Origin of the sequence: Nocardia puris, assembly GCF_003315035.1 — a bacterium.
Taxonomy (GTDB): domain Bacteria; phylum Actinomycetota; class Actinomycetes; order Mycobacteriales; family Mycobacteriaceae; genus Nocardia; species Nocardia puris.
The window spans coordinates 135,170-157,242 of sequence record NZ_QNRE01000002.1; the positions used below are offsets into that span (position 1 = coordinate 135,170).

20 protein-coding genes and 1 pseudogene are annotated in these 22,073 nt (G+C 72.1%); 7 read left to right on the forward strand and 14 right to left on the reverse strand.

Features of this window, described 5'->3' with window-relative positions; all coding sequences use genetic code 11:
* Positions 1 to 193: 193 nt before the first annotated feature.
* Positions 194 to 862 carry a PaaI family thioesterase gene (locus DFR74_RS06205; RefSeq protein ID WP_067502532.1) on the reverse strand — a complete coding sequence of 223 codons (669 nt, stop codon included), beginning with the start codon at positions 860 to 862 and terminating at the stop codon, positions 194 to 196.
* A 56-nt stretch (positions 863 to 918) separates the two neighbouring features.
* Complete coding sequence (locus DFR74_RS06210; RefSeq protein ID WP_067502529.1) at positions 919 to 1,512, reverse strand: TetR family transcriptional regulator; 594 nt, start codon at positions 1,510 to 1,512, stop codon at positions 919 to 921.
* Positions 1,513 to 1,649: 137 nt separating this feature from the next.
* Between DFR74_RS06210 and DFR74_RS06215 the strand changes: the two genes are divergently transcribed.
* The 3 genes from DFR74_RS06215 (at position 1,650) to DFR74_RS06225 (ending at position 4,807) form a co-directional block, all read left to right on the forward strand.
* On the forward strand, positions 1,650 to 1,901 hold the full coding sequence (locus DFR74_RS06215; RefSeq protein WP_228788433.1) for a hypothetical protein: 252 nt from the start codon (positions 1,650 to 1,652) through the stop codon (positions 1,899 to 1,901).
* Positions 1,868 to 2,413 (forward strand): hypothetical protein, encoded by a 546-nt coding sequence (locus DFR74_RS06220; protein WP_232331604.1) that lies wholly within the window; start codon positions 1,868 to 1,870, stop codon positions 2,411 to 2,413. Before DFR74_RS06215 ends, DFR74_RS06220 begins: the two co-directional genes overlap by 34 nt.
* Positions 2,414 to 2,527: 114 nt before the next feature.
* On the forward strand, positions 2,528 to 4,807 hold the full coding sequence (locus DFR74_RS06225; RefSeq protein ID WP_232331602.1) for an ATP-binding protein: 2,280 nt from the start codon (positions 2,528 to 2,530) through the stop codon (positions 4,805 to 4,807).
* A gap of 4 nt (positions 4,808 to 4,811) precedes the next feature.
* On the opposite strand, the gene DFR74_RS06230 is transcribed toward DFR74_RS06225, so the two are convergent.
* The 4 genes from DFR74_RS06230 to DFR74_RS06245 are packed head-to-tail and all read right to left on the reverse strand — an operon-like array spanning position 4,812 to position 7,865.
* Entirely contained in the window at positions 4,812 to 5,327 is a 516-nt protein-coding gene (locus DFR74_RS06230) for a DinB family protein (RefSeq protein ID WP_067502521.1), read from the reverse strand.
* A gap of 60 nt (positions 5,328 to 5,387) precedes the next feature.
* Entirely contained in the window at positions 5,388 to 6,245 is an 858-nt protein-coding gene (locus DFR74_RS06235) for an alpha/beta fold hydrolase (RefSeq protein WP_067502614.1), read from the reverse strand.
* A 2-nt stretch (positions 6,246 to 6,247) separates the two neighbouring features.
* A complete protein-coding gene (gene hsaA, locus DFR74_RS06240; protein WP_067502518.1) occupies positions 6,248 to 7,414 on the reverse strand; it encodes a 3-hydroxy-9,10-secoandrosta-1,3,5(10)-triene-9,17-dione monooxygenase oxygenase subunit in 1,167 nt (388 codons plus the stop codon).
* Between the two features lie 31 nt (positions 7,415 to 7,445).
* Positions 7,446 to 7,865 (reverse strand): hypothetical protein, encoded by a 420-nt coding sequence (locus tag DFR74_RS06245; RefSeq protein ID WP_067502515.1) that lies wholly within the window; start codon positions 7,863 to 7,865, stop codon positions 7,446 to 7,448.
* A 232-nt stretch (positions 7,866 to 8,097) separates the two neighbouring features.
* Between DFR74_RS06245 and DFR74_RS06250 the strand changes: the two genes are divergently transcribed.
* Together DFR74_RS06250 and DFR74_RS06255 are read left to right on the forward strand one after the other, a co-directional pair.
* Complete coding sequence (locus tag DFR74_RS06250; protein WP_170160710.1) at positions 8,098 to 10,524, forward strand: PEP-utilizing enzyme; 2,427 nt, start codon at positions 8,098 to 8,100, stop codon at positions 10,522 to 10,524.
* 63 nt (positions 10,525 to 10,587) lie between these two features.
* The gene (locus DFR74_RS06255; RefSeq protein ID WP_067502508.1) at positions 10,588 to 10,998 is read left to right on the forward strand and encodes a hypothetical protein; all 411 of its coding nucleotides are present in this window, start codon (positions 10,588 to 10,590) and stop codon (positions 10,996 to 10,998) included.
* Between the two features lie 130 nt (positions 10,999 to 11,128).
* On the opposite strand, the pseudogene DFR74_RS06260 reads toward DFR74_RS06255, so the two are convergent.
* From DFR74_RS06260 to DFR74_RS06275, 4 genes and pseudogenes are all read right to left on the reverse strand, one after another.
* Positions 11,129 to 11,473, reverse strand: a pseudogene (locus DFR74_RS06260) (thioredoxin family protein); the annotation flags it as partial.
* Between the two features lie 71 nt (positions 11,474 to 11,544).
* Complete coding sequence (locus tag DFR74_RS06265; protein WP_067502503.1) at positions 11,545 to 12,306, reverse strand: tyrosine-protein phosphatase; 762 nt, start codon at positions 12,304 to 12,306, stop codon at positions 11,545 to 11,547.
* Positions 12,307 to 12,313: 7 nt separating this feature from the next.
* On the reverse strand, positions 12,314 to 14,455 hold the full coding sequence (locus DFR74_RS06270; protein ID WP_067502500.1) for a pyruvate, phosphate dikinase: 2,142 nt from the start codon (positions 14,453 to 14,455) through the stop codon (positions 12,314 to 12,316).
* A gap of 570 nt (positions 14,456 to 15,025) precedes the next feature.
* Positions 15,026 to 15,466, reverse strand: coding sequence for a MarR family winged helix-turn-helix transcriptional regulator (locus tag DFR74_RS06275; protein WP_113974988.1), 441 nt, complete (start codon positions 15,464 to 15,466; stop codon positions 15,026 to 15,028).
* A 78-nt stretch (positions 15,467 to 15,544) separates the two neighbouring features.
* On the opposite strand from DFR74_RS06275, the gene DFR74_RS06280 reads away from it, so the two are divergent.
* Positions 15,545 to 16,195 carry a maleylpyruvate isomerase family mycothiol-dependent enzyme gene (locus DFR74_RS06280; RefSeq protein ID WP_067502498.1) on the forward strand — a complete coding sequence of 217 codons (651 nt, stop codon included), beginning with the start codon at positions 15,545 to 15,547 and terminating at the stop codon, positions 16,193 to 16,195.
* Between the two features lie 476 nt (positions 16,196 to 16,671).
* Here the strand turns inward: DFR74_RS06280 and DFR74_RS06285 are convergent, their stop codons facing one another.
* Genes DFR74_RS06285 through DFR74_RS06300 form a run of 4 tightly spaced genes read right to left on the reverse strand, consistent with a single transcriptional unit; the run spans position 16,672 to position 20,700 of the window.
* Positions 16,672 to 17,490 carry an SDR family NAD(P)-dependent oxidoreductase gene (locus tag DFR74_RS06285; RefSeq protein WP_067502496.1) on the reverse strand — a complete coding sequence of 273 codons (819 nt, stop codon included), beginning with the start codon at positions 17,488 to 17,490 and terminating at the stop codon, positions 16,672 to 16,674.
* A 13-nt stretch (positions 17,491 to 17,503) separates the two neighbouring features.
* A complete protein-coding gene (locus DFR74_RS06290) occupies positions 17,504 to 18,235 on the reverse strand; it encodes a glucose 1-dehydrogenase (RefSeq protein WP_067502482.1) in 732 nt (243 codons plus the stop codon).
* On the reverse strand, positions 18,223 to 19,938 hold the full coding sequence (gene kstD / locus DFR74_RS06295) for a 3-oxosteroid 1-dehydrogenase (RefSeq protein ID WP_067502473.1): 1,716 nt from the start codon (positions 19,936 to 19,938) through the stop codon (positions 18,223 to 18,225). The genes DFR74_RS06290 and kstD overlap by 13 nt, the downstream gene beginning before the upstream one ends.
* A gap of 12 nt (positions 19,939 to 19,950) precedes the next feature.
* The gene (locus DFR74_RS06300; protein ID WP_067502470.1) at positions 19,951 to 20,700 is read right to left on the reverse strand and encodes a glucose 1-dehydrogenase; all 750 of its coding nucleotides are present in this window, start codon (positions 20,698 to 20,700) and stop codon (positions 19,951 to 19,953) included.
* A gap of 151 nt (positions 20,701 to 20,851) precedes the next feature.
* Here DFR74_RS06300 and DFR74_RS06305 point away from each other — a divergent pair, with 151 nt between their 5' ends.
* Positions 20,852 to 22,030 carry an LLM class flavin-dependent oxidoreductase gene (locus DFR74_RS06305; RefSeq protein ID WP_067502608.1) on the forward strand — a complete coding sequence of 393 codons (1,179 nt, stop codon included), beginning with the start codon at positions 20,852 to 20,854 and terminating at the stop codon, positions 22,028 to 22,030.
* The last annotated feature ends 43 nt before the right edge of the window (positions 22,031 to 22,073 follow it).

Sequence of the window (22,073 nt, forward strand, 5' to 3'; positions counted from 1 at the left end):
GGTTTCCCGTGCGTGGGCCGGGTATCGACGGGGGGCAATCGAATTGGTGCCGACCATGCAAAGGTGCATCGACTGCCATTCCGAAGGGCCTCGGCACGCACCATCGAGCATGGCACAGCACCACGAAAGGCCGCGACCCGAAATCCGCTGCGAAAAACGCGGATTCACCGGGTCGCGGCCCTCGGGGTGATCCCTACTGCTGTCCCGGCTTCAGGACGATGAACAAGCCGTTCGCCTCCGCGCACAGGCGGTCGCCGTCGTGCAGGGTGGCGCGGACGTAGACCTTGCGGCCCTCGATGCGCTCGGCGAAGGCGTGCAGGCGCAGCGGGGTGTCGAGCGGGGTGATGGAGCGGTAGTCGACGGTAAGCGAGGCCGTGCGGGTGACCGCGCCCGCATGCAGGGCGGCGGCCATGCCGAGCAGATCGTCGAAGGCGACGCCGATGTGGCCGCCGTGCGCGGCGCGGTTGCCGCCGAGATGGAAGGTGCGGAACGTGACGCGGGCGGTGACGCCGTCGCGGCCCGCCTCGTCCACCACGTACGGCGGCAGCGTGATGTTGCCGCGCGCCGGGAGGTCGGCGCGGGTCCAGGTGGGGGCGGACCACTCGTCCACCACCGCGCCGTCCAGCTTGGCGTTGAGTTCCTTCAGCAGGGTGATCGCCTCGAGCGCCAGGTCGTCGGACGGCGAGGACAGGCGGACCCGGTCCATCAGCGCGCGCGTCTGCTCGACCAGCTCGCCGTAGTGCGGGCCGCCGCGGGAGATGTCGACGTCGCGCGTCGCGGCGTCGATCAGTTCCGCCATCGGGCGGAAGCCGCCCTCGTGGTGTTCCGCGGTGGGTAGCGCGTCCACCCGCTGTTCGTCCATGAGAACAAGTTATCGGTTGCCCGCCGAATGCTCGCGGCCCGGGCCTGTGGGCCCGGTCACCGTCGGTAGGACTCCAGCAGGGTGCGGGCCGCGCCGGTGAGGTCCGCGTCGAGCCAGTCCGGCAGCGACGGCGCGTGCGCGTGCCTGCGCAGCGCGGCGTACGGCAGGTCCACCACGGCGCGGCTGATCGCGTCCAGCTCCCGCGCGCCGTCCCCGCCCAGCAGCTCGCGCGCCATGCGGCGCAACCGCCCGAACAGCGGCGCGTTCATGGTGCTCAGCCGCTCGTGGAACTCCGCGTCCGGCGCGCCGTCGAGCAGATCGCGCGGCCGCAGTTCCAGCAGCAACCGCGCGTCGTCGGGCAGGTCGCGCCCGAAGCCCACCGCCGCGGCGACCATCGCCACGCCCGCCTCGACCGGGTCGTCCGGCGCGGCCGCCGCGAGCGTCCGCTCCTGGAAACGGGCGAGCGCACGCAGCCAGGCGGCCGTCAGCACGCCGTTGCGGTTGCCGAACCGGTGGTAGAGCGTGCCCACGGGTGCGCCGCTCGCGGCGGCGATCGCGGCCACGCTCGCGGCGCGCGGGCCGTCGGCGAGGACGAGCGCGCGGGCCGCGTCGAGGATCGCATCGGTGTCGTGCTTGCGAGGTGGGGCCACTACTAGTACGTTCCTTCTATATGGAGCGATTGTCCTATATCGATGAGCATGCCAGAGAAGTCGACGCGAATCGGGACCGGGCCTGGAAAGCGGTGTGTCGTGTCGCGGGGACCGACCCCGCGAACCCGTCCGGCGCGATGACCGGCTTCGCGGTCGAATCCGCCGAGGAACCGAGCCGCCTGGCGCTGCACGGGCGGCACTGGTTCTCCCGCTATCAGCTGATCTTCGAACTCGACGAGCACGGGCCCGGCCGCACCACGGTGCGCGCGATCACCCGCGCCGAGTTCCCGGGTCCGCACGGAAAGGTGTACCGCGCGTTGGTGATCGGCACCGGCGGCCACGTCCTGGTGGTGCGGTGGATGCTGCGGAAGATCGCGGCCGCGGCATGACGCCCGGACAGGTCTGGGGCGCCACCGAAGCCGAGTGCGAGACGCCGCTGCCGTGTGACCGGGTACTGCCCGGCGCGTTCGCGGCGGACCGCGCCATCAGCATCGACGCCCCGCCCGCGCTCGTGTTCGGCTGGCTGTGCCAGCTGCGGGTCGCGCCCTACAGCTACGACCTGCTCAACAATCTGGGCCGCCGCAGTCCGCGCCGCCGTGACCCGGAACTCACCGAACTCGCGGTGGGGCAGCGGTTCATGCGGCTGTTCACGCTGGAATCGTTCGTGCTCGGGCGCCACCTCACCCTCGTGTCGGGCGACGGCATCTGCGTCACGTACGCGGTGCGGGCCGAGGGCGGCGGCACGCGTCTGGCGGTCCGGGTCCGGTGCGCCGCACCCGCGTTCGCCGCGCGGCTGCTGGTAGCCGGCGACGTGATCATGATGCGCAAACAACTGCGGACCTTGCGCGCACTGGCCGAGGCCGAAGCGCGGGACGCGCGGGCGGCGGCCGGAGAGTCCTGAGCCGGGGGTGCTCGCCGGACGGTCGTGCTCCCGATGTGGCGGAACCGGTTTCCGAAACGGCCGATTGTCGGTAAAACGCCCGCCGTGCGGCATGGCCGTGCGAAAGTATTCGGCGTGGTGCGGCGTGGTACCGGGAACCTTCCCGTCGAGGTGACGAGCTTCGTCGGACGCGGGGACGAGGTCGCATCGGCCAAGCGGCTGCTGGGGAGTGCGCGGGTGGTCACCCTGACCGGGCCCGGCGGCGTGGGCAAGACGCGGCTGTCGCGGCGAGTCGGGGAGGTGGTGCGCCGCGCGTTCCCGGACGGTGTGTGGCTGGTCGAGGTCGCGCACGTCAGCGAGGGGGAGTTGGTCGCGTTGAGCGTGGCGCAGGCGCTCGGCGTGCGCGACGACACGAGCGCGCCCCTGGCCGGGCTCATCGACTATCTCGCGGACCGGCACCTGCTGATCGTGCTCGACAACTGCGAACACCTCATCGACGCCTGCGCGGCGCTGGTGAGCAAGCTGATCCCCGCGACCGCGCACGTGCGGGTGCTCGCGACGAGCCGCGAACCCCTCGGCGTGGACGGCGAACAGGTCGTGCCGGTCGCGCCGCTGCCGGTGCCGGAGGTGGACGAGCACACCGGCGAGATCCTCGGCGAGGCCGAGGCGTTGCGCCTGCTGATCGACCGCGCCGCCGCCGCGAACCCGGATTTCGTTGTCACACCGGAGAATCGGGCCACCCTCGCCGCGATCACCCGGCGGCTGGAGGGGATTCCACTCGCTTTGGAACTGGCCGCGCTGCGGCTGCGGATGTTCACGCCCGAGCAGGTGCTGGCCCGGCTGGACGACGCGATGCGCCTGCTCACCACAGGGCTGCGCACCGCCCCGCGCCGCCAGCAGACGCTGGAGGCGGCGATCCGCTGGAGCTACGACCTGTGCACCCCCGACGAGCAGCGCCTGTGGGCCCAATTGGCTGTTTTCGCGGGCGGTTTCGACCTGGATGCCGCCGAGGCGGTGTGCCGGGTGGACCCGCCCGGCGCGCTGGTCGACGCCCTCACCGGACTGGTCGAGAAGTCCGTCCTCGGCCACCGGCACGACCAAGGCGGCCGCTACACCATGCTGGAACCGCTGCGCCAGTTCGCGCTGGCCCGGCTGCGCGACGCCGGGGACGAACGCGCCGTCCGCATCCGCCACCGCGACCACTACCACGCGATCGCCCGCCGCGGCCGCGCCGCCTACTGGGGTGGCGAGGACGTGCGGTGGTTCCGCGATGTCACCACCGAGCACGCCAATATGCGTGCGGCCCTGCGCTTCTCGCTCGCCGATCCGGAGGGCGCGCACCGGGCGCTGGAGATCGCCACCGAACTGCGCCCGTTCTGGGAGCACTACCGGTTCCTGCTCGAGGGCTACCGCTGGCTGCTCGACGCGCTGGACAAGGACCGCGCGCCCACCGTGGACCGGGCGCGCGCCCTGGCCGCCGCCTCGGTGATCGCGGCCATGCTCTCCGATATCGGGATGGCGACCCACTACGCGCGCGAATGCGTCGAGCTGGCAACGGAACTCGATGCCGCCCAGGTGCTGGTGGAGGCCACGCTGCTGTCGGCGCTGCTGACGTTCGGCGACGATCCGCGCCGGGCGCTGGAGATCGCGCTGACCGGAGCGGACCGCGCGCGGGAGGTGGCGCACCACGGCACCGAGATGGAGTGCTACGCGTTCGCCTACGTGTGTGCGCTGGTGCTCGACGACGAGCGTGCGTCGGCCATCGCCACCGAACTCGCCGCCAGGACCGCCGCGCACGATTCGCACCTGCTGGGCGGGCTGGCGTACTGGGCGACCGGCACCGACCGCTGGCGGCGCGGTGAGCTGCTCGAAGCGGCCGCGGACCTGCGGCGGGCGGTGGAACTGTTCCGCCGGTTCGACCGGTGCGTGTGGACGGCGTCGGGTCTGGACGGCCTGGCCTGGGTCGCCGCGTCGGCGGGCGCGCACGAGCGCGCGGCTCGGTTGATGGGCGCGGCGACCACGATCCGGCGCGGCAGCACCCAGCGCCTCGCACACGCGATGACCCAGGTGGTCGGCGACAAGGTGTCCGACGAGGTACGGGAAGCCATGGGGGACAGTGCCTTCCGCGCCGCGTTCGAGCGTGGCGCGGCACTCGGCACGGAGGCCGCCGTGGCGTACGCGCTGGGCGACGAGCCCGCCGCGCCCGAGCCGAAACCCGGTGCGGCCGAGGTGCTCACGCGCCGCGAGAAGGATGTGGCGCGGCTGGTGGCCGCCGGCTACAGCAACAAGCGCATCGCCGCCGAGCTGGTGATCTCGGTGCGCACGGCCGAGAGCCACGTCGACCACATCATGACCAAACTCGGCTTCGGCTCCCGCGCCGGGATCGCCGGCTGGGTGGCCGATCACCTGCGCTGAGCGCTCAGCGGCCGGTGCGGCCGTCGATGTGTTCGCGCACCAGGTCGGCGTGCCCGTTGTGGCGCGCGTACTCCTCGATCATGTGCGCGTACACCCAGCGCAGGCCGAACCGCACGCCGCGGAATTCGAAGGTGTGGTCCAGCGGCAGGTCCGCGACGGACGCGTCGGCGGCCGCCACCTCCCGGTGGTAGACCTCGAACGCCTCGGCCGGGTCGGCGTCGGCGATGTCGTCGAAATCGCCGTCCGGGTTCGCCTCGTCGCAGTAGAGATAGTCGAGCGGCTGCCCGGCGGCGGCGATGCGGAACCAGCCGCGCTCGACCTCGCTGAGGTGGCGGACGAGCCCGAGCAGCGAGAGGGTGGACGGCACGAGCGGGCGCAGGCGTAGGGTGTCGGCGTCCAGCCCCGCGCATTTCCACAGCAGGGTGCGGCGGTGCTGATCGAGCCACCCCTGCAGCATCGGGCGTTCGTCGGCGACGAACGGAGCATGGGTCCGTTCGACATCCGGAGCGATCCACGTCATATGCGCAGGCTAGCGCCCGCCACCGCTCCGGCGCGCCCCGTTTTCGGTGCGTTTCGTGGGTCAGCCGTGGCCGTGGGTCAGGAAGTCCAGGACCGCCCGTTCGAACGCGGCTTTGCGCTCGATCTGCACCCAGTGCCCGCAGCGGCCGAAATACCGCAGGTCGGCGTTGGGCAGCTGGCGGGAGGGCAGCAGCGCGCCCTCGGGCGGCGTCACCCGGTCGTCGCGCCCCCACAGCAGCAGCACTTCGTGCCGGAGTCCGCGCAACCGCGCCCACAGTGGAACCCGTTCGGCGAGAGCGGGATCGGCGAAGGTCGCGTACGCGTCGCGCAGCGCGGCGACGGCGGCGGGATCGGTCGCGGCGGCCAGCCGGGTGCGCACCAGATCCTCGGTGAGCGTCGCCGGATCGGACACCATGGTGCGCAACCAGTCCCGCACGCGGTCGGGGCCGGGGTCGGCCAGGAAGTCCAGTAGCCGGCGAATCCCTTCGGACGGTTCGGGTCCCAGCACATTCGCGCCGACCCCGCCCGGCGCCATGAGCACCAGCCGGTCCACGCGGTCGCCGTGCTCGAGGGCAACGAGGGTGGCCACCGCGCCGCCCATCGAGTTCCCCAGCAGATGCGCGCGGGGCACCTCGAGCGCGTCGAGCAGAGCTAGCACCGCGTCGGCGGCGATGCGCAGATAGTTGCGGTCGTAGACGGCGGGCCGCGCGCTGTCGCCGAAACCGGGCTGATCCAGGATCAGGCAGCGGAAGCGCGCGGCCAGCGCGGGCAAGTTCGCGCCGAAATTCGCCCAGCCCGACACGCCGGGGCCGGAGCCGTGCAGCAGCACCAGCGGCGGACCCGAACCCGCCTCGTGGTAGCGCAGATCCAGTCCGTCGGCGCGCACGTGGCGCGCGGTGCCGGTCTCGGTAGGCGCCACCGTCACACCATCCGGTCTTCGACGGCGAGCCCGAATTCGCCCCGCCCGTACATCGCCAGCGCGCGCTCCACGTCGTTGATGACGTGCACGCTGCCCGCGTGCGCGTCGCGCCAGTGCCGTTCGATCGGGTTCGGCGTGCGGATGCTGTGCCCGCCGGAGTTGTCGAACAGCAGCTCGATCGCGGCGATGGCGCGCTCGGTGCCGCGCACCTGGTCGCGGCGGGTGCGCAGGCGCACTTCGTCCGGAATCGGCTCGCCCGCTTCGGCATAGCGCAACTGCTCGGTGATATTGCGTTCCATTTGCAGGATCGCGGCGTCGATCTCGGAGGCGGCGCGCGCGACCCGCACGTGCGCGAACGCATCCTCGGCCACCTTCTGCCCGCCGTAGGACAAACGGACCCGTTCGCGCATCCGCTCGATGTGCGCCCGGTAGGCGCCCTGCGCGGCGCCGATGATGGGCGCGGTGATGGTGTTGGAGAACACCCCGGCGAACGGAATCCGGTACAGCGCAGCGGGATTGGCCTCCTGGCCCGGCCCGCGCAACTGCGACTGCTCGGTGGCGCTGTAGGCGCGGTGGTGCGGCACGAACGCGCGCTCGATGACGATGTCGTTGCTGCCGGTGCCGGACAGGCCGACCACGTGCCACACGTCGTCGATCGCGTAGTCCGCGCGCGGCACCAGGATCGTGAGATAGTCGCTGGGCGTGCCGTTCTCGTCGGGCGCGAGCGCGCCGAGGAACGCCCAGCGCGCGTGATCGCAGCCGGAGGAGAAGCTCCAGCGCCCGGTCACCTCGTAGCCGCCCTCGACCGGGGTGAGCGTGCCGGTGGGCGCGTACGACGAGGAGATGAGGGTGTCGGGGTCCTCGCCCCACACGTCCTCCTGCGCGCGCAGCGGGAACAGCGCCAGCTGCCACGGATGCACGCCGAGCACCGACGACACCCACCCGGTGGACGGGCACGCCGCCGCGATCGCCCGGATCACCTCGTAGAACGCGACCGGCGAGGACTCGTCACCGCCGAAGCGCGACGGTTGCAGCATGCGGAACACGCCGGCCTCGGTGAGCTCGGCGATGCTCGCGGCGGGCACCCGCCGGTCCCGGTCGGTACCGGCGGCGCGGTCCCGCAGCGCGGGCGACAGGTCTTCGACCCGGTCGAGCACCTTGTTGGTCATGTGGGTGTCCTCCTGTGTATCGGATGGCGGGTCAGGCGGTGCGAGCGGCGGCGCGTCCCGCGCGCCTGCCGAAGTAGGTGCCCTCGCCCAGCGAGGTGCCGCTGATGTAGCCCTCGCCGTGCAGGCCGCCGAGGGTGAACACCGAGGCCCCGGTGCCGCGCCGGTCGCCCGATTCTGCGGGCGGGCGCATCCCGGTGCGCACGTCGATCGCGGCCAGCGGATCTCGCAGGGGACGCAGCCGGCGGGCGGCCTTGTGGAAGTCCGGATCCTCGGCGCGCGAGGCGAATTCGTTGTAGCGGGTGAGGGTGGCGGCGAGCGCGCCCGGGGGAGTGCCGATCAACCGTTCCAGTTCCTCGGCGGTCTCCGCGACGTGGGTGGGGCGCACACCCCAGCGCTGCTGTTCGGGGACTTCCTCGAACGCCTGCTCGTCCACCACGACCCATACGTTCATGTCGCGCTGGAACGGGCGGCGGTCTCGGGGGAGTCCCGCCGGCAGGAGGTGCCCTCGGTCCGTTCGCTCATGCCGTCAGCGTGGTGGCCGGCGTGCCTCACGGATACCGGTGGTCCCGGTGGTCGATCGATGCCTCCCGGTGAGTGGGACTGCGGCGGTTGCGCGGGCGCGCCGCTGGGAATGGTGTGTGAACGGCGTCACGTTCGCGCCCGGGTAGTGAGGAGAGATGTCGATGCGGGTTCTGATCACCGGAATCACCGAGCCGGGCGGTCCCGCGCCCGCGCGCATGCTGCTGGCCGCCGGCCACCGGGTGATCGGCCTCGACCGCCGGTGGCACCGGCACGTCGATCCGCGCGTCGAGTTCGTCGCGGGTGACCCCACCGACCGGGCGGTGTGCACGCGCGCGGCGGCCGGTTGCGACGCCGTCCTGCACCTCGCGGGTCCCGATGTGTCCGCTATCGGCGTGGCGGCGCGGGAAGCCGGTGCGCACCTGATCGTTCCGGTGGTGGCGGGCGCGCGGTGGTCCGGCATCGCGGAATCCGCGGTGGCGCAAGCCGTCCGGAGCTGCGGTGCGGATGTCCTGCTGATCCGCACGGCGCCGGTCGTCGGTCGCCGGGTGGGTCACCAGACGCGGCGGGCGCTGGAGCCGATCCTGGGCGCGGGGTCGCCGACCGCCGAGTTCCAGCTGCTGCACGCCGACGATCTGGACCGGTTCCTGGTGGCGGCGGTGACCGCACCCCGCGTGGGGGAGGTCGAGCTGGCCGCGCCCGGTGTGATCACGAAGGGCCAGCTGCGGATTCTGTTGCGCGGGGCCGGTGTTCGCTATTCGGCGTGGGCGCCGGGGTGGTCGGGAACCAGGCCGGTGCTGGATCCGGCTGCCGCGCGGGAGGAATGGGGTTTCCGCTGCGGATGGAACGCGGGGGAGGCGGCGGCTGATCTGGTGCGCGGTCTGGTCGGCCGTGCCCCGGCCGGCGGGGCGTTCCGAACGCGGCGCGGTGCGATCCCGTTGCCCGCGCACGTGATTCCCGCCCGCGCGGCCACCTCGGACGGGCACCAGCTGGTCGACGTCGCGCCCGAGAGGCTGGAGGGCGAGTTCGACGATCGCGTCGACCCGCGCTACCCGGTGCACACCGCCACCAACACCTCCGAGGCGCTGCCCGGCCCGATGACCCCGCTCACCATCGACCTGCACGCCGGCGCCATCCGGCTCGCCAACGAGGCCATGGGCACCATGATCGCCCTGGACGGTATCGCGTTGGAACACTGGACGAGTCGCGTCACCACCGTGCTCGGGCACCACATCTACATCAACGCCTCGATCGGCGTCCTCGCCGCCGAGAACATGCCCGGCTGGGACGAGGAGAGCATCCGCCGCGACGCCTACGGGAACATTCCCGCCGAGATCGCCCTGCAACCGCACGGGAAACCGCCGATGCCCACGGGCCTGGCCGGCACGGCGGCGACCTGGCGCGCGACCGCCCGGGTGCTGGCCACGGCCCGGCGCTACGCCGCGACGGCCGAGGCGATCAACGCCGCCGCGCGCGCCGAAGCGCTGCCGTCCGAGCGGATCGCGGCCCTCACCGACGAACAACTGCACGTGCGGGCGCTGCTCTGGCGCGACCGGCTGCACCAGGCGTGGCAGGCGGCCTCGATCGGCGTCATGATGACCGGCGCCGCCACCGCCGTGCACGCGCGCGGCAAGGACGCGGGCGAGGTGCCGATCGACCTGAGCCGCCTCGAATCGGCGAAACCCATGCTGGCGGTGGAACGCCTGGCGGCGCTGTGCCGGGCCGACAGCGCGCTCTACGACCGGGCGCGCGAGGGCGACGTGGACGGCGCGCGGGCCGCGTCACCGGCGTTCGCGGCCGCGCTGGACGCGGAGCTGGCCACGGTCGGGCACCGCGGGCCCGGCGAATGCGAACTGAGCAATCCGACCTTCGGCGACCGGCCCGCTCTGCTGGTCACGGCCGCCGCGCGGGCCGCGCAACTGCCCGCACCGCAGCGCCCGCCGGCCGAGCCCGCGACCAGCCGCACGGCGCGGATGGCGGCCGGGGCGACCGTGGCGCGGGAGCGGGCGCGCGACGCCGTCGTCCGGATCACCCACTGCCTGCGCGGGGCGGTGCGCGAGCGCGGCGAGCGCCTGGTGCGCGCCACGGTGCTGCCCGACGCCACCGACGTGCACTACCTGACTCTGGACGAAATCTTCGTTCCCCCAGCGGATGTGGCCGAGCGGGCGCGCCGCCGCCGCGCGGAGCGCGAACGGCTGCGGGCGATCCGGATGCCGGACGTGATCACCGGGCGGTGGGAGCCGGTGCCCGCGGCGGGTGCGCTGGACGCCGGCGAGAGCCTCGGCGGGATCGGCGTGTCCGCGGGCGTGGTGGAGGGCACGGTGAAACTCGTGCTCTCCCTGGACGACGACATCGAACCGGGCGACGTTCTGGTCGCGTCGGTCACCGACACCGGCCACACCGCCATGTTCGCCTACGCCGCCGCCGTGGTCACCGATATCGGCGGGTCGGCCTCGCACGCGGCCATCGTCGCCCGCGAGTTCGGCATCCCGTGCGTGGTCGACACCAAGACCGCCAGCGCCCGGCTGCGCGACGGGCAGAAGGTGCGCGTCGACGGCGCCGCGGGCACGGTGACCCTGCTCTCGGACTGAGCGCGGCTCCGCGGATCCGAGGGTGGTGGCGGGTTTCGGTCGCCGACGGGTGATACTGGCTCGATGGGTGATGTGCCGAACGACGGGGGCGAACCGGGGGCGGCGCCGCGCGGGCCGTGGCTGGAGCTCGCCCGCGGGCGGGAGGTGATCACGGCCCGGCGCCTGCCCGACGGCATGTACCAGGTGGAGCACCGCCGGTGCGAGGGCGACCGACTCGAGTTCTACACGACCGACCACTGCCTGGTGCGCGACGTGCTGTGCGGCTGGCTGGACGACGCCGAGGGGTGGCGCGCGGGCGTGGTCTGGGCGCCGGTGGATCCGGACATCGCCGAACTGGAGCGAATGCGGGGCGAACTGTCCGGGATGCTGGGCGGGCTGTCGCTGCTGGACGATCTCGGCGCGAGCATGGATCAGGCGCTGGCGCGCGCCGATGATCTCCTCGCCGGATTCGACGAGGATCCGTTGGCGCGGTGAGGATTCCGGTGCGGACGGATCAGAGACCCGGCCAGCCGTAGCGGGCCGGGCCGTGCGCCGGTCCGGCCGTGCGCGGCGGCGCCGAGGGGGCGGCGGGCTGCCCCTGCGCCTCGGCCTGCAACAGCCCGGTCATCTGCCTGCGCACCTCGTCCATGTCCAGCCAGCGCACCTGCTGGACCACCTCCTCGAGATCCGCCGCGGGCAGGAAGCCGGCCTGGTTGAACACCAGCAGGCCCTCGCGGAACGCCATGAGCGTCGGGAACCGGTCCACCTGCGCGCTCGCGGTGAGGGCGGTCTCGGCCTCGGTGTCGACCTTGCCGTGCACGATCTCCGGATGCAGTTCCGAGGACGCCTCGTACACCGGCGCGAAATGACGGCACGGGCCGCACCAGCCCGCCCACCAGTCGACCAGCACGATGTGGTTCGCACTCACGACCTGCTGAAAGTTCTGCTGTGTCAGGGTCACTGTCGCCATCGGCGCCCTCCTCACGATTCGCCTCCAGCATCCTGACACGCCGGAGGGCTCCCGGCGAAGCGCGGGGTGCGTCAGCCGTGCACCAGGACGCGGCGCAGCGCGGTCAGCTCGGTCCCGGTGAGTCCGTGGGCGCGCAGCCACCCCGCCGCACCGCCGTGCTCGGCGCGCAATTCGGCGAGGAATCGGAGCATCACGGCGGGGTCGACGGCGAGGATGCCGGTGCGGACCGGCGGCAGGCCGCGGTAGGAGGGGAGCGCGTCGAGCCGGGCGCGCACGCGCGGCATCCGCTCGCCGGACAGCGCGTAGTCCGCCGCGATCGCCTCGGCGGGCACACCGACGGCGTCCAACAGGACGGCCGCCAGCACGCCGGTCCGGTCTTTGCCCGCCGCACAGTGGAAGACGAGCGCCGGCGTCTCCGGCGCGATGATCAGGCGCACCGCCGCGAGCACGGAATCGACACTGCCGGAGAGGAGTTCGCGATAGAGGGCGGCCAGGTCGTAGTGCACCCCGTCCGGGACGAGGTCGGTGGGTGTGGCGGTGACGCGTGCGGCCTTGCGCACCGGCAGGTTCACCAGCCGGACCGAGGTGGTGGTGAGCAGTCCGTAGCCCTCGCGCTCGACCTCGTCGGGATTGCGCAGATCGAGCAGGGTGCGCAATCCGATCTCGCCGACCAGCCGGTCCAGGTCCGCGGCGGTGAGGTGCTGCGGGGTGCTGGCGCGGTAGACCGTGCCGAAGCGCGTGGTGGCGCCGCCGTGGACGGGGAGACCGCCGAGGTCGCGCACATTGTCGATCTCGGCGAATTCGAGCCAGCGGCTTGCGGTGTGGGTCGTCATGGCCGGATCAGTGGGCTCGGCCTGCGGCGGCCTCGGCGGCGCGATCCAGCCCGCACAGGCCGATGAGGTCTTCGTGCAGTTCGAACCAGACGGTGTGATAGCTGTCGGTGATCGGCCGGGCCACCCACGTGTGGTCGCCCGCCTCGATGCGGGCGACGGCGTGGTCGAGGCGCCCGGCGTAGCGGGCCAGGCGCGGGGCCAGCGCGCCGAGCCGCCGGACCAGCGGGGCGATCCGGTGGTGGACGGCGGTGAGGCGGGCCAGGACGGCGGCGTCGTAGGCGGCGTCGGTGTGATCGTTCACGGTGGCGGCGTCCTTCATCTGCCAGGCGGTGATGATCTCCTTGAGTTCGGCGTTGGCGGCGCAGAATTCGTCGTAGGCCGCGGTGAGGGCGTCGCGGTCGACGGTGTCGCGTTCGCGAATCAAGAGGTCGGCGAGGATGTTCCGGCCGTGCGGGGTGAGGCGCAGCGCCGTCGGCGTGCCCGCGCAGCGGCCGTCGTCGAGGAAAGCGGCGCAGCGGGTGGCGACATCGGCGTGGTCGGCGGCGAGGCTGTCGGCGAGCGCGGTGGTGCCCACCCGGCCCTTGATGCCGATGAGGCGGAGCACCGCGAGGTCGGTGACGGGCCCGGCCGCGTGTCCATTGGTTGCAGTGGAAATCATTGTGGCAGAACCGGAATTGGGTGCTTCGAGGGCGTCCGCCAGCCGGTCGGGGTCCACTCCCGCCCATCGCGCGAGGATGTCGATGTCGTCCAGAACGTCGCGCGCGACGGGCTTTCCGGCGATCTCACCCGCCCACACCGCGCCCGCGCCGCCGTCCACGGTCACCAGGCGGCCCGCCAGGGCCACGACCGTGCCGGTGCCGCAGCCGACCACACACGGGCGGCCGAGTTCGCGGCTCACCAGCGCGGCGTGCGAGGTGGCGCCACCCAGTTCGGTCACCACCGCGCGGGCGGCGATCATGCCGTGCAGGTCGTCGGGGCTGGTGGTGGGCCGCGCGAGGATTACGGGTTCGCCTGCGGCGGCGCGTCTTTCGGCCTCGTCGGAGTCCGTGACCACCACGCCGGTCGCCAGGCCCGGACAGGCCGCCTCGCCGCGCGCGATCGGCGGTGTGGTCGTCTCGCCCGTTGCCGGGCGCAACACCGCGCGCACGTGGTCGGCCTCCACGCGCCGCAGCGCGGTCGGCGCGTCGATGAGCCCTTCGCTCACCATCGCCACGGCGGTGCGCACGGCGGCGCGAGCCGAGCGCTTCGCCGGGCGGGCCTGGAGCAGCCACAGGGCGCCGGACTCCACGGTGAACTCGATGTCCTGCATGTCGCGGCCGTCGCGTTCGAGTGTGTCGGCGGCGGCGAGCAGGCGTGCGTGCACGTCGGGCAGGGCGGCGGCGAGGTCGTCCAGCGGGCGCGGGGTGATCCGGCCGGAGACGACGTCCTCGCCCTGGCCGCCGGGCAGCCACTCGCCGAATACGCGGCGCACGCCCGTGTTCGGGTCGCGGCTGAACAGCACGCCGGTGCCGGAGCGGGTGTCGAGATTGCCGAACACCATGGCCTGCACCGTGACCGCCGTGCCGAGATCGTCGGCGATGCCCTTGGCGCGGCGATAGGTGCGGGCGCGCGGGGAATCCCAGGAACGGAACACCGCCGCGATCGCGGCCCGCAACTGCTCCCACGGGTCGGCGGGGACGGGACCCGCCGGATCGCCCAGCACGATCTCGCGGAACTGCGCCAGGAAGCGGCGGTGGGTGTCGGCGGCGTACCGGGGGTCGCGGGTCTCGGCGGCCAGCACCCGCTCGGCGCCGTCGTTCACGCCCAGATTGAGGACCGTGTCCATCATGCCGGGCATGCTCACCGCCGCGCCGGACCGCACCGACACCAGCAGCGGACGGTGCGCGTCGCCGAACCGGCGCCCGGTGCCGCGCTCCAACGCGGCGATCCCCTCGCGCACGCCAGCCCAGATATGTTCTCCCACAACGCCAGTCGCGCGGAAGTCCGCCCAGCCGGCCGTGGTGACGACGAACGCGGGCGGAACCGGCAGCCCGAGGGCGCGCATCCGATCGACGCTGTGCGCCTTACCGCCGATGCTGTCGCGTCCCAGCGCGCACGCGCCGTCCAGCTCGGCAACGGGCGGTGCGGGGCGCTGCACTCCGGTCGTCATGGCACTCCTTCGGATTCACGATGCGCGACACGCCGCCGCACTCCGGCGGGCGTGGGTCACGAGCGCCGCGCGGGCCGGGGCATCCGGGCACCGAGACGCGGCCTCGGCATAGTTCCACCCTGCCGGGGTGGTGCGGGATGGAGTACCGGTCGTCCCGGTCAGCAGGATGTTGGGGCATGGCGACCGGTTGGGGCCGCGTGGTGGTCGAGCAGGCAGCGCGGTGTGGCTGGTTGGGCGTCGTGTTGTGGTCGGGCGGAGGCAGGGCGGGCGGGCAACCGCGGCCGCGTGTGGGTGCTGCGAGGTCGGCGAACCCGACCAGTTCGCCGAGGTGATCCGGGTATTCGCGGCAGAACGGCCAGGTGGGCGGCGTGGTGGCCGAGTGGGCGGCATAGTGCTGGCGGGTGGGCGCTGTGGTGACTGGGTGGGCAGCAAGGTGGTCGGGTGGGCGGTGCAGGTGTGGCTGGTTGGGCGTGGCGGTGGGTGAGCGGCAAGCTGGGCGGCAGCTGGGTCCTTCGCGGTGTCGGGCGCTCGAGTCCGTCGTGCGAGGGGCCGCCGCGCGGCGCGGGCGGTCTACAGGTACGGGTCGGTGTGGGTGCGCAAGGTGGTGAGGGCGCGGCGTAGCTGACCCATGGTGCGGGTGCCGAGGTGGGCGGTCCATTCCGCTTCGACCTCGGCGACCGTGCGGTTGGCGAGGTCGGTCGCGGCCGCGCCTCGGGCGGTGAGGCGGATGCGGCGGGCGCGGCCGTCGGCGGGGTCGGGGACCCGTTCCACGTAGCCGGTGCGTTCCAGCTGGTCGACCAGGAATCCGGCGGTCTGCTTGGTGACCTGCGCCTGGTCGGCGAGGTCGGTGAGGCGGGTGCCGTCGGGGGCGAGGCGCTGCACGAGGCGGGCCTGCGCGACGGTGATGTCGTCGTACCCCGCCTCGGCGAGCGCGTCGAACACGCGCTGCTCCATGGCGCGGTACGGGATGAACAGCAGCAGTCCCACGTTGGGCTCGGCCGAATCGGGCACGCACACTCCTTGTATTCGTCAGTTTCTCTGACTATATTTGTCAGTGAAGCTGACCTATTCTACGTCGGGAGGCGAACGATGGACCGTGCCGGGCAGTGGCGGGTCGTCGCATGGCAGCGCCTCGTCATCGCGGACCTGCTGGACGAGCTCACGCCCGCCGAATGGGACGTGCCCTCCCTGTGCGCGGGCTGGCGCGTGCGGGATGTGGCGGCGCACCTGGCGCTCGCGCCGCAGCCGCCGGGCCTGGCCGACATGGTGCGCGAAGGCTGGCGCGCCCGTGGGCGTTTTCACCGCCTCAACCACGACGTGGCGGTCCGCTACGCCGACGAGCCGGGCCGCGACCTGGCCGCCGAGATCCGCGCCACGGCGTCCTCGCGCACTCTGCCCGCGGTGACCAACTATCGCAATATCTTCTTCGACGTGATGGTGCACGGCCAGGACATCGCGATCCCGCTCGGCCGCACGATCGAGCTCCCCGCCCGCGCCGCCGCCACCGCCGCCACCCGGGTCTGGACGATGGGCTGGCCCTTCTGGGCCGAACACCGCCTGAAGGGCCTGCGCCTGCGCGCCACCGACACCGATTGGTCGGTGGGCAAGGGACTCGAAATCACCGGCCCCATAACGCCTTTGCTTCTACTGCTCACCGGCCGCCCCGCCGCCCTACCTCACCTGTCCGGACCGGGCACGGCCCTGCTGGCCGACCGCCTCCGCACCCCGGACACGGTGTGAACACCCGATGCCTGCGGCATCGGCCCACTGCCCCGGAACCACTTCGAGGCTCGGGCGAGGTCGGCCTGGATGACGACTTCTGCGTGCCTGGCGGCGACTCGCGGCTCACTACCCACGCGCCGCAACGCCGCGCTCGACGCGAATGTCGAAGTGCGCGAACTGTTCGAGGCGCCCGGCATGTCCTCGCGCGAGGACGTCGAATCGGGTAGGTCCGTGCCACGCGAGGGGTGCGGCACGGGCCTGCTCGGGCTGTGGGAATCAGCTCGGGCGGCGCAGGCCCGTCGAACTCGGCAGCTCGGTAGGGGCTCGGCGGAGGGGCGACCGACGACAGTGCCGGGCCGGAAATCACGGCACCACCTACCCCCGGCTCGGTGAGCACGGCAGCAGCCCCGCGGGCCGAACTGGAGGATCGACTGCCCGTGCGGCCACGCGTACGCCACGGGCTCGAGCCTGCTTCCGCCGACGCTACCAGGGCTTCAGCTCACCTCTCTGCGCATCTGGGCGGTGATGACGTGCTGGTAGCCGGAGCCGAGGAGGCGGGGGAGGAGGTCGATGACGCGGGCGTCGGCGCCGACGAGGATTTTGGCCTTGTCGCGGCGGATGCCGCGCAGGATGGTCTTGGCGGCGGCTTCGGGGGTGGTGCGGGCCAGGCGGTCGAAATTCGCGGCCAGCGCGTCGCGGTCGCGGTCGCCGCCCGCGCGGGCCTTCCAGGCGATGCCGGTGCGTACCATGCCGGGGTGCACGCTGCTCACGCCGACCGGGTGGCCCGCGATGCGCATCTCTTGGCGCAGCGCGTCGGTGAAGCCGCGGATGCCGAATTTCGTGGCGTTGTAGGCGCCTTGGCTCGGGCACGCGGCGAGACCGAACATGCTGGACACGTTGGCGATATGCCCGTCACCGGAGGCGATCACCTGCGGCAGAAAGGCTTTCGTGCCGTGCATGACACCCCAGAAGTTGATGTTCACGATCCATTCGAAGTCCTCCCAGCTGAGTTCCTCGACGGTGGCGGTGAGCGACACCCCGGCGTTATTGACCAGCAGATTCGCCGGTCCGAAGTCGGCCCGCACCTCGTCGGCGTGCGCATAGACGGCGGCACGATCGGTCACGTCGAGCTGATACGCCCGCGCCCGCGCACCGGCCTTCTCACACAGCGCGGCGGTCTCGGCCACGTTCTCGAGATTGCGACCCGAGAGCGCAAGATGCGCACCGACACCGGCCAATTCGAGAGCCAGTGCCCGCCCGATTCCCGCGCCCGCGCCGGTGATGACGGCGACTTTGTCCTGGAAGTTCTTCACGGATGTCCTCGGTTCATCGGGTGGTGTAGCCGCCGTCGGCGACGAATTCCGCGCCGGTGCAATACCCCGACTCGGCGGAGATCAGGAACAGGACCAGATCGGCGAGTTCGCGCGCGGTCGCGGCGCGGGGGAGCGGCTGATCGTGCACCATCCCCTGCGACCGCTCGGAGGTGGCCGTCATATCGGTCGCCACCACCCCCGGATGCACCGAGTTGACCCGCACCCCGTCGGCCCCGAACTCCTGCGCGGCCGCCTTGGTCATCCCGCGCACCGCCCACTTGGACGCCACGTACCCGAGAATCCCGCTGAACGCGATGATCCCGCCGATGGAGGAGATGTTCACGATGGACCCGCCACCCGCCCGGCGCATGGACGGCAGCACCGCCTTCATCCCGAGGAACACCCCGACCTGGTTGACGTCGATCACCTTGCGGTAGTCGGCTTCCGACAGTTTCTCGATCGGATCGACGTGCACGATGCCCGCGTTGTTCACCAGGCCCGAGACGGGCCCGAAGGCGCTCTCGGCCCGTTCGACCACCGCCTGCCACGCCGCCTCGTCGGTGACGTCGAGGGGTTCGAACCGCGCCCGTTCCCCGAGTTCGGCGGCCACGGCCGCGCCCTCCTCGGCCAGCACATCGGCGATCACCACCGACGCGCCCTCCTCGACGAGCCGCCGCGCGAACGCCGCACCCATCCCGCGCGCGCCACCGGTGATCAGGACCGTCCGGTCGCTCACCCTGCCCATGTTCCGCTCCTGTCCTCGGGTGCCCGGGCCGCGTGCGCGGCCAGGTGGGTGGCGGCGATGTAGCCGAACACCATGGCGGGGCCGATGGTGGCGCCCGCGCCCGCGTAGCTGTTGCCCATCACGGCGGCCGAATTATTGCCCGCCGCATACAGTCCCGCGATCGGCGCGCCGTCGGCGCGCAGCACGCGGGAGTGCTCGTCGGTGACCAGTCCGCCCTTGGTGCCGAGATCGCCCGGCACCATCTCCACGGCGTAGTAGGGCGGCTTCTCCAGCGGCGCGAGGCACGGATTCGGGCGCACCGTCGGATCGCCGTAGTAGCGGTCGTAGGCGGATTCGCCGCGGCCGTAATCCTCGTCGCGGCCCGCGCGGGCGAAGCCGTTGAAGCGCTCCACCGTCGCGGTCAGCGTCGCGGCGGGCACGCCGATCAGCCCGGCCAGTTCGGCGAGCGTGCCGGCCTTCTTGATGATCCCGGCATCGAAGTACTTCTGCGGAATCGGCTGGCGCGGAAAGGTTCCCAGGAACAGGTAACGGTCGCGGAACCGCTGATCCATGAGGAAGTGCGCGGGCACGTGCCCGACACCGGTGGCGTGCCGCTCGTACATGGTGTGCACCACGTCGACGTAGCTGGCGGACTCGTTGGTGAACCGTTCCCCGGCCGCGTTGACCATGAGGCCGCCCGGCTGGGACCGTTCGGCCAGGCAGAAGAACGGCGGTCCGTCCGGATTGCGCACGGAAGGACCCCACCAGGCGTCGTCCATGAGATCCAGTGCCGCGCCCACGTTTTCGCCCGCGAGAATGCCCTCGCCCACGTTCTCGGTGGCGCCGACGGTCCACTCGGTGCTCACCGGCCCGGTGAAGAAGCGCTCGCGCAAGGCGAGGTTGTGCTCGAACCCGCCCGCCGCCAGCACGACTCCGCGCCGGGCGCGCAGCGTGATCGGCACGCCGTCGCGTTCGGCGCGCACGCCGACCACCGCGTCGCCTTCGGTGAGCAGTTCCGTGAGCGGCGTGTTCAACCACACCGGCACCCCGGCGTCGCGCAGCGCCAGCCACAGCCGCGCGACGAGGGCCTTGCCCAGGCTCAGCGGCTGCCTGCCGCGCACCCGGTCCAGCACCGCCCGCGCGCCGACCTTCAGCGCCGTCCGTTTGCCGCGCCAGGTGCGGGCGATCATGTTCAGGTCGTGGAAGTCGCTGACGGTGAACGCGATTCCCTTCGGGCCCGACATGGTGGGCCGGTTGATCAGCGCGAGATCCGCGCCGAGGAGCCGTCCGTCGATGACCGCCGGTTCGATGCTGCGTCCCTGCGCGAGACCGCCCGGACGTTCCGGATGGTAGTCGGAATACCCACGGTCGTAGACGAATTCGAGGTGGGGCGTCCGCGCGCACAGGTAGGTCATCATGCGTGGCCCGTGCGTGAGGAACGCGTCCTGTTTCGCGTGCGGAACGCGGTCTCCGACCACCGCTTTCAGGTAGGTGCGGGCCAGTTCCGCGCTGTCGGGCACGCCTTCGCGCACCAGCACGGGGTTATTGGGAATCCACACCCCGCCGCCGGAACGCGCCGTCGACCCGCCGAACGACCGGCTCTTCTCGATCAGCACCACCGAGAGGCCGCGATAGGCGGCGGTGAGCGCGGCGGTCATCCCCGCCGCGCCCGAGCCGACGACCACCACGTCGTAGACCGCCGCGCGGTCCTGCTGCTGCGACATCCGCACTCCCGCTCAGTATCCGGCGCCGGTCAGCATGCCGCCGTCCACGACGACCTCGGCGCCGCTGCAATAGCTCGCGCCGTCGGAGGCGAGGAACAGCACCGCCTCGGTGACCTCCTCGGGCCGGCCCCAGCGCGGGATCGGCAGCGTGGAGAAGAACGCGTCACCCCCGACCTCCGAGGCGACCCGCGCCGTCATCGGCGTCGAAATCCCGCCTGGATGCACGGAATTCACGCGCACACCCCGGGGGCCGAGTTCGCGCGCGGCCGATTTCGTGAGCCCGCGCACCGCGAACTTGCTCGCGCTGTAGGCGGACAGGCCGGCCGCCCCGATGAAGCCCTCCACCGAGGAGACGTTCACGATCGCGCCGCCGCCCGCCGCGATGATCGCCGGCGCGGCCGCCTTGATGCCCAGCCACGCGCCGGTCACGTTGACCGAGAGGATGGTGGTGAACTCGGTCGGCGTCATCTCGGCGATGCTGCTGAACTTCAGGATGCCCGCGTTGTTCACCAGGATGTCGAGCTTGCCGAACTCCGCCCGCGCGGTGGACACCGCGGTGTCCCAACCGGATTCGCTGGTCACGTCGTGGTGGACGAACCGGACGTTATCGCCGAGGTCGGCGGCCAGCTTCTCGCCCTCCTCGTCGAGCACATCGCCGAACACCACCCGCGCGCCTTCGGCGGCGAAGCGGCGCACATGGGCCGCGCCCATGCCGCGCGCGCCTCCGGTGACCAGCGCGACCTTGCCTTCGAGTCGACTCACCGCGGACCTTCCTTTCTCTGGGGTTCGACTCGACGCTATGGCCGCGGGTCCGGTCCGCCCCGGCGCAGTCCCATCCAGCGAGACATGGTCCTGACCTCCACCTCAGCATCGGAAATATTTCTACTAGGCATAGTCAGATGTGGAGGAACGCATGAAGTTCTCGATGATCTTCGAGGCGCAGATGACCGATCCGTCGGCGGCGCACGAGCGGCAGGTGCTGCGCGACTGCGTGGCGCAGGCCGTGCTCGCCGAGGAGATGGGTTTCGACACCGTGTGGGCGGTCGAGCACCACGGGCTCAAGTGGTACGCGCATATGAGCGCGCCGGAGATCTTCCTGACCTGGGTCGCCGCGCGCACCGAGCGGATCAGACTCGGTCACGGCGTGGTGTGCATGCCGTTCAACTTCAACCACCCGGTGCGGGCGGCCGAGCGCGCCGCCATGCTGGACGTGCTCTCCAACGGGCGGGTGAACCTGGGCGCGGGCCGTGGCGCGACACCGCAGGAGACGTCCATGTGCGGGGTCGATCCGGAGCGCACCTACCAGGAGGTGGAGGAGGCGCTGCGCATCATCGGCCGCGCGTGGCAGGACCCGGAGGGCGAATTCGAGTGGCACGGTGAGCTTCTCGACATCGACCCGAATCCACTGCTGCCGCGCCCCGTCCAGCTGCCGCACCCGCCGCTGTTCATGGCGTGCACCAAGAAGGAGACCCTGCAGCTGGCCGCGGACTACGGCATCGGCGCGCTGGTGCTGGGTTTCGCCGGCGTGGAGGAGATCGCCGAGCTGCGCCGCACCTACGATCGCGCGATCGCCGCGCGCACGGGGGAGAAATTTGTCTCTACCGTGGTCAACGACCATTTCGCGGCCTTGTGCCCGACCGTGGTGCTGGAGGATCGGGAGCGGGCGCAGCAGATCGGCGCACGCGGGCAGCGGTTCTTCGCCCAGTCGATCAAGCACTGGTACGGCGCGGGCCCGGTGCCGGACGAGGCGGTGGACCGGTCGGTGGACGAGGTCGCGGCGATCCAGCAGGCCGCCGAGGAGCACGTGGCGTACCTGCACGAGGCGAAGATCCCGGTGAAGCCGGGCGCGACCTCGGTGTTCAACGTCGAACACGCCTACGGGCGCCCCGAGGACGCCATCGCCTACGTGGAGCGGCTGCGGGAGGCGGGTGCGGACGAGATCCTGTGCCTGATCCAGATGGGCACCGTGCCGCAGGAGGTGTGCCTGGAGACGATCCGGCACTGGGGTGAGACGGTGATCCCGCACTTCCGCGCGCAGTCGAACGGATCAGCCGTGTCGGCGGGACGGCATGCCGCGCCGAGCGAGGTGTGAGATGAGCGGCCCGGTAATGGAATTCGCTCTCGGGAGGTGGTGA

Coding starts and splice junctions, on each gene's coding strand:
- DFR74_RS06280 (WP_067502498.1), top strand. CDS start 15,545: ATGGACCGTGCCGGGCAGTGGCGGGTCGTCGCATGGCAGCGCCTCGTC.
- DFR74_RS06230 (WP_067502521.1), bottom strand. CDS start 5,327: ATGACGTGGATCGCTCCGGATGTCGAACGGACCCATGCTCCGTTCGTC.
- kstD (WP_067502473.1), bottom strand. CDS start 19,938: ATGTCGCAGCAGCAGGACCGCGCGGCGGTCTACGACGTGGTGGTCGTC.
- DFR74_RS06255 (WP_067502508.1), top strand. CDS start 10,588: ATGGGTGATGTGCCGAACGACGGGGGCGAACCGGGGGCGGCGCCGCGC.
- DFR74_RS06215 (WP_228788433.1), top strand. CDS start 1,650: ATGACCGGCTTCGCGGTCGAATCCGCCGAGGAACCGAGCCGCCTGGCG.
- DFR74_RS06245 (WP_067502515.1), bottom strand. CDS start 7,865: ATGAACGTATGGGTCGTGGTGGACGAGCAGGCGTTCGAGGAAGTCCCC.
- DFR74_RS06205 (WP_067502532.1), bottom strand. CDS start 862: ATGGACGAACAGCGGGTGGACGCGCTACCCACCGCGGAACACCACGAG.
- DFR74_RS06290 (WP_067502482.1), bottom strand. CDS start 18,235: ATGGGCAGGGTGAGCGACCGGACGGTCCTGATCACCGGTGGCGCGCGC.
- hsaA (WP_067502518.1), bottom strand. CDS start 7,414: ATGACCAACAAGGTGCTCGACCGGGTCGAAGACCTGTCGCCCGCGCTG.
- DFR74_RS06265 (WP_067502503.1), bottom strand. CDS start 12,306: ATGACGACCCACACCGCAAGCCGCTGGCTCGAATTCGCCGAGATCGAC.
- DFR74_RS06305 (WP_067502608.1), top strand. CDS start 20,852: ATGAAGTTCTCGATGATCTTCGAGGCGCAGATGACCGATCCGTCGGCG.
- DFR74_RS06250 (WP_170160710.1), top strand. CDS start 8,098: ATGCGGGTTCTGATCACCGGAATCACCGAGCCGGGCGGTCCCGCGCCC.
- DFR74_RS06270 (WP_067502500.1), bottom strand. CDS start 14,455: ATGACGACCGGAGTGCAGCGCCCCGCACCGCCCGTTGCCGAGCTGGAC.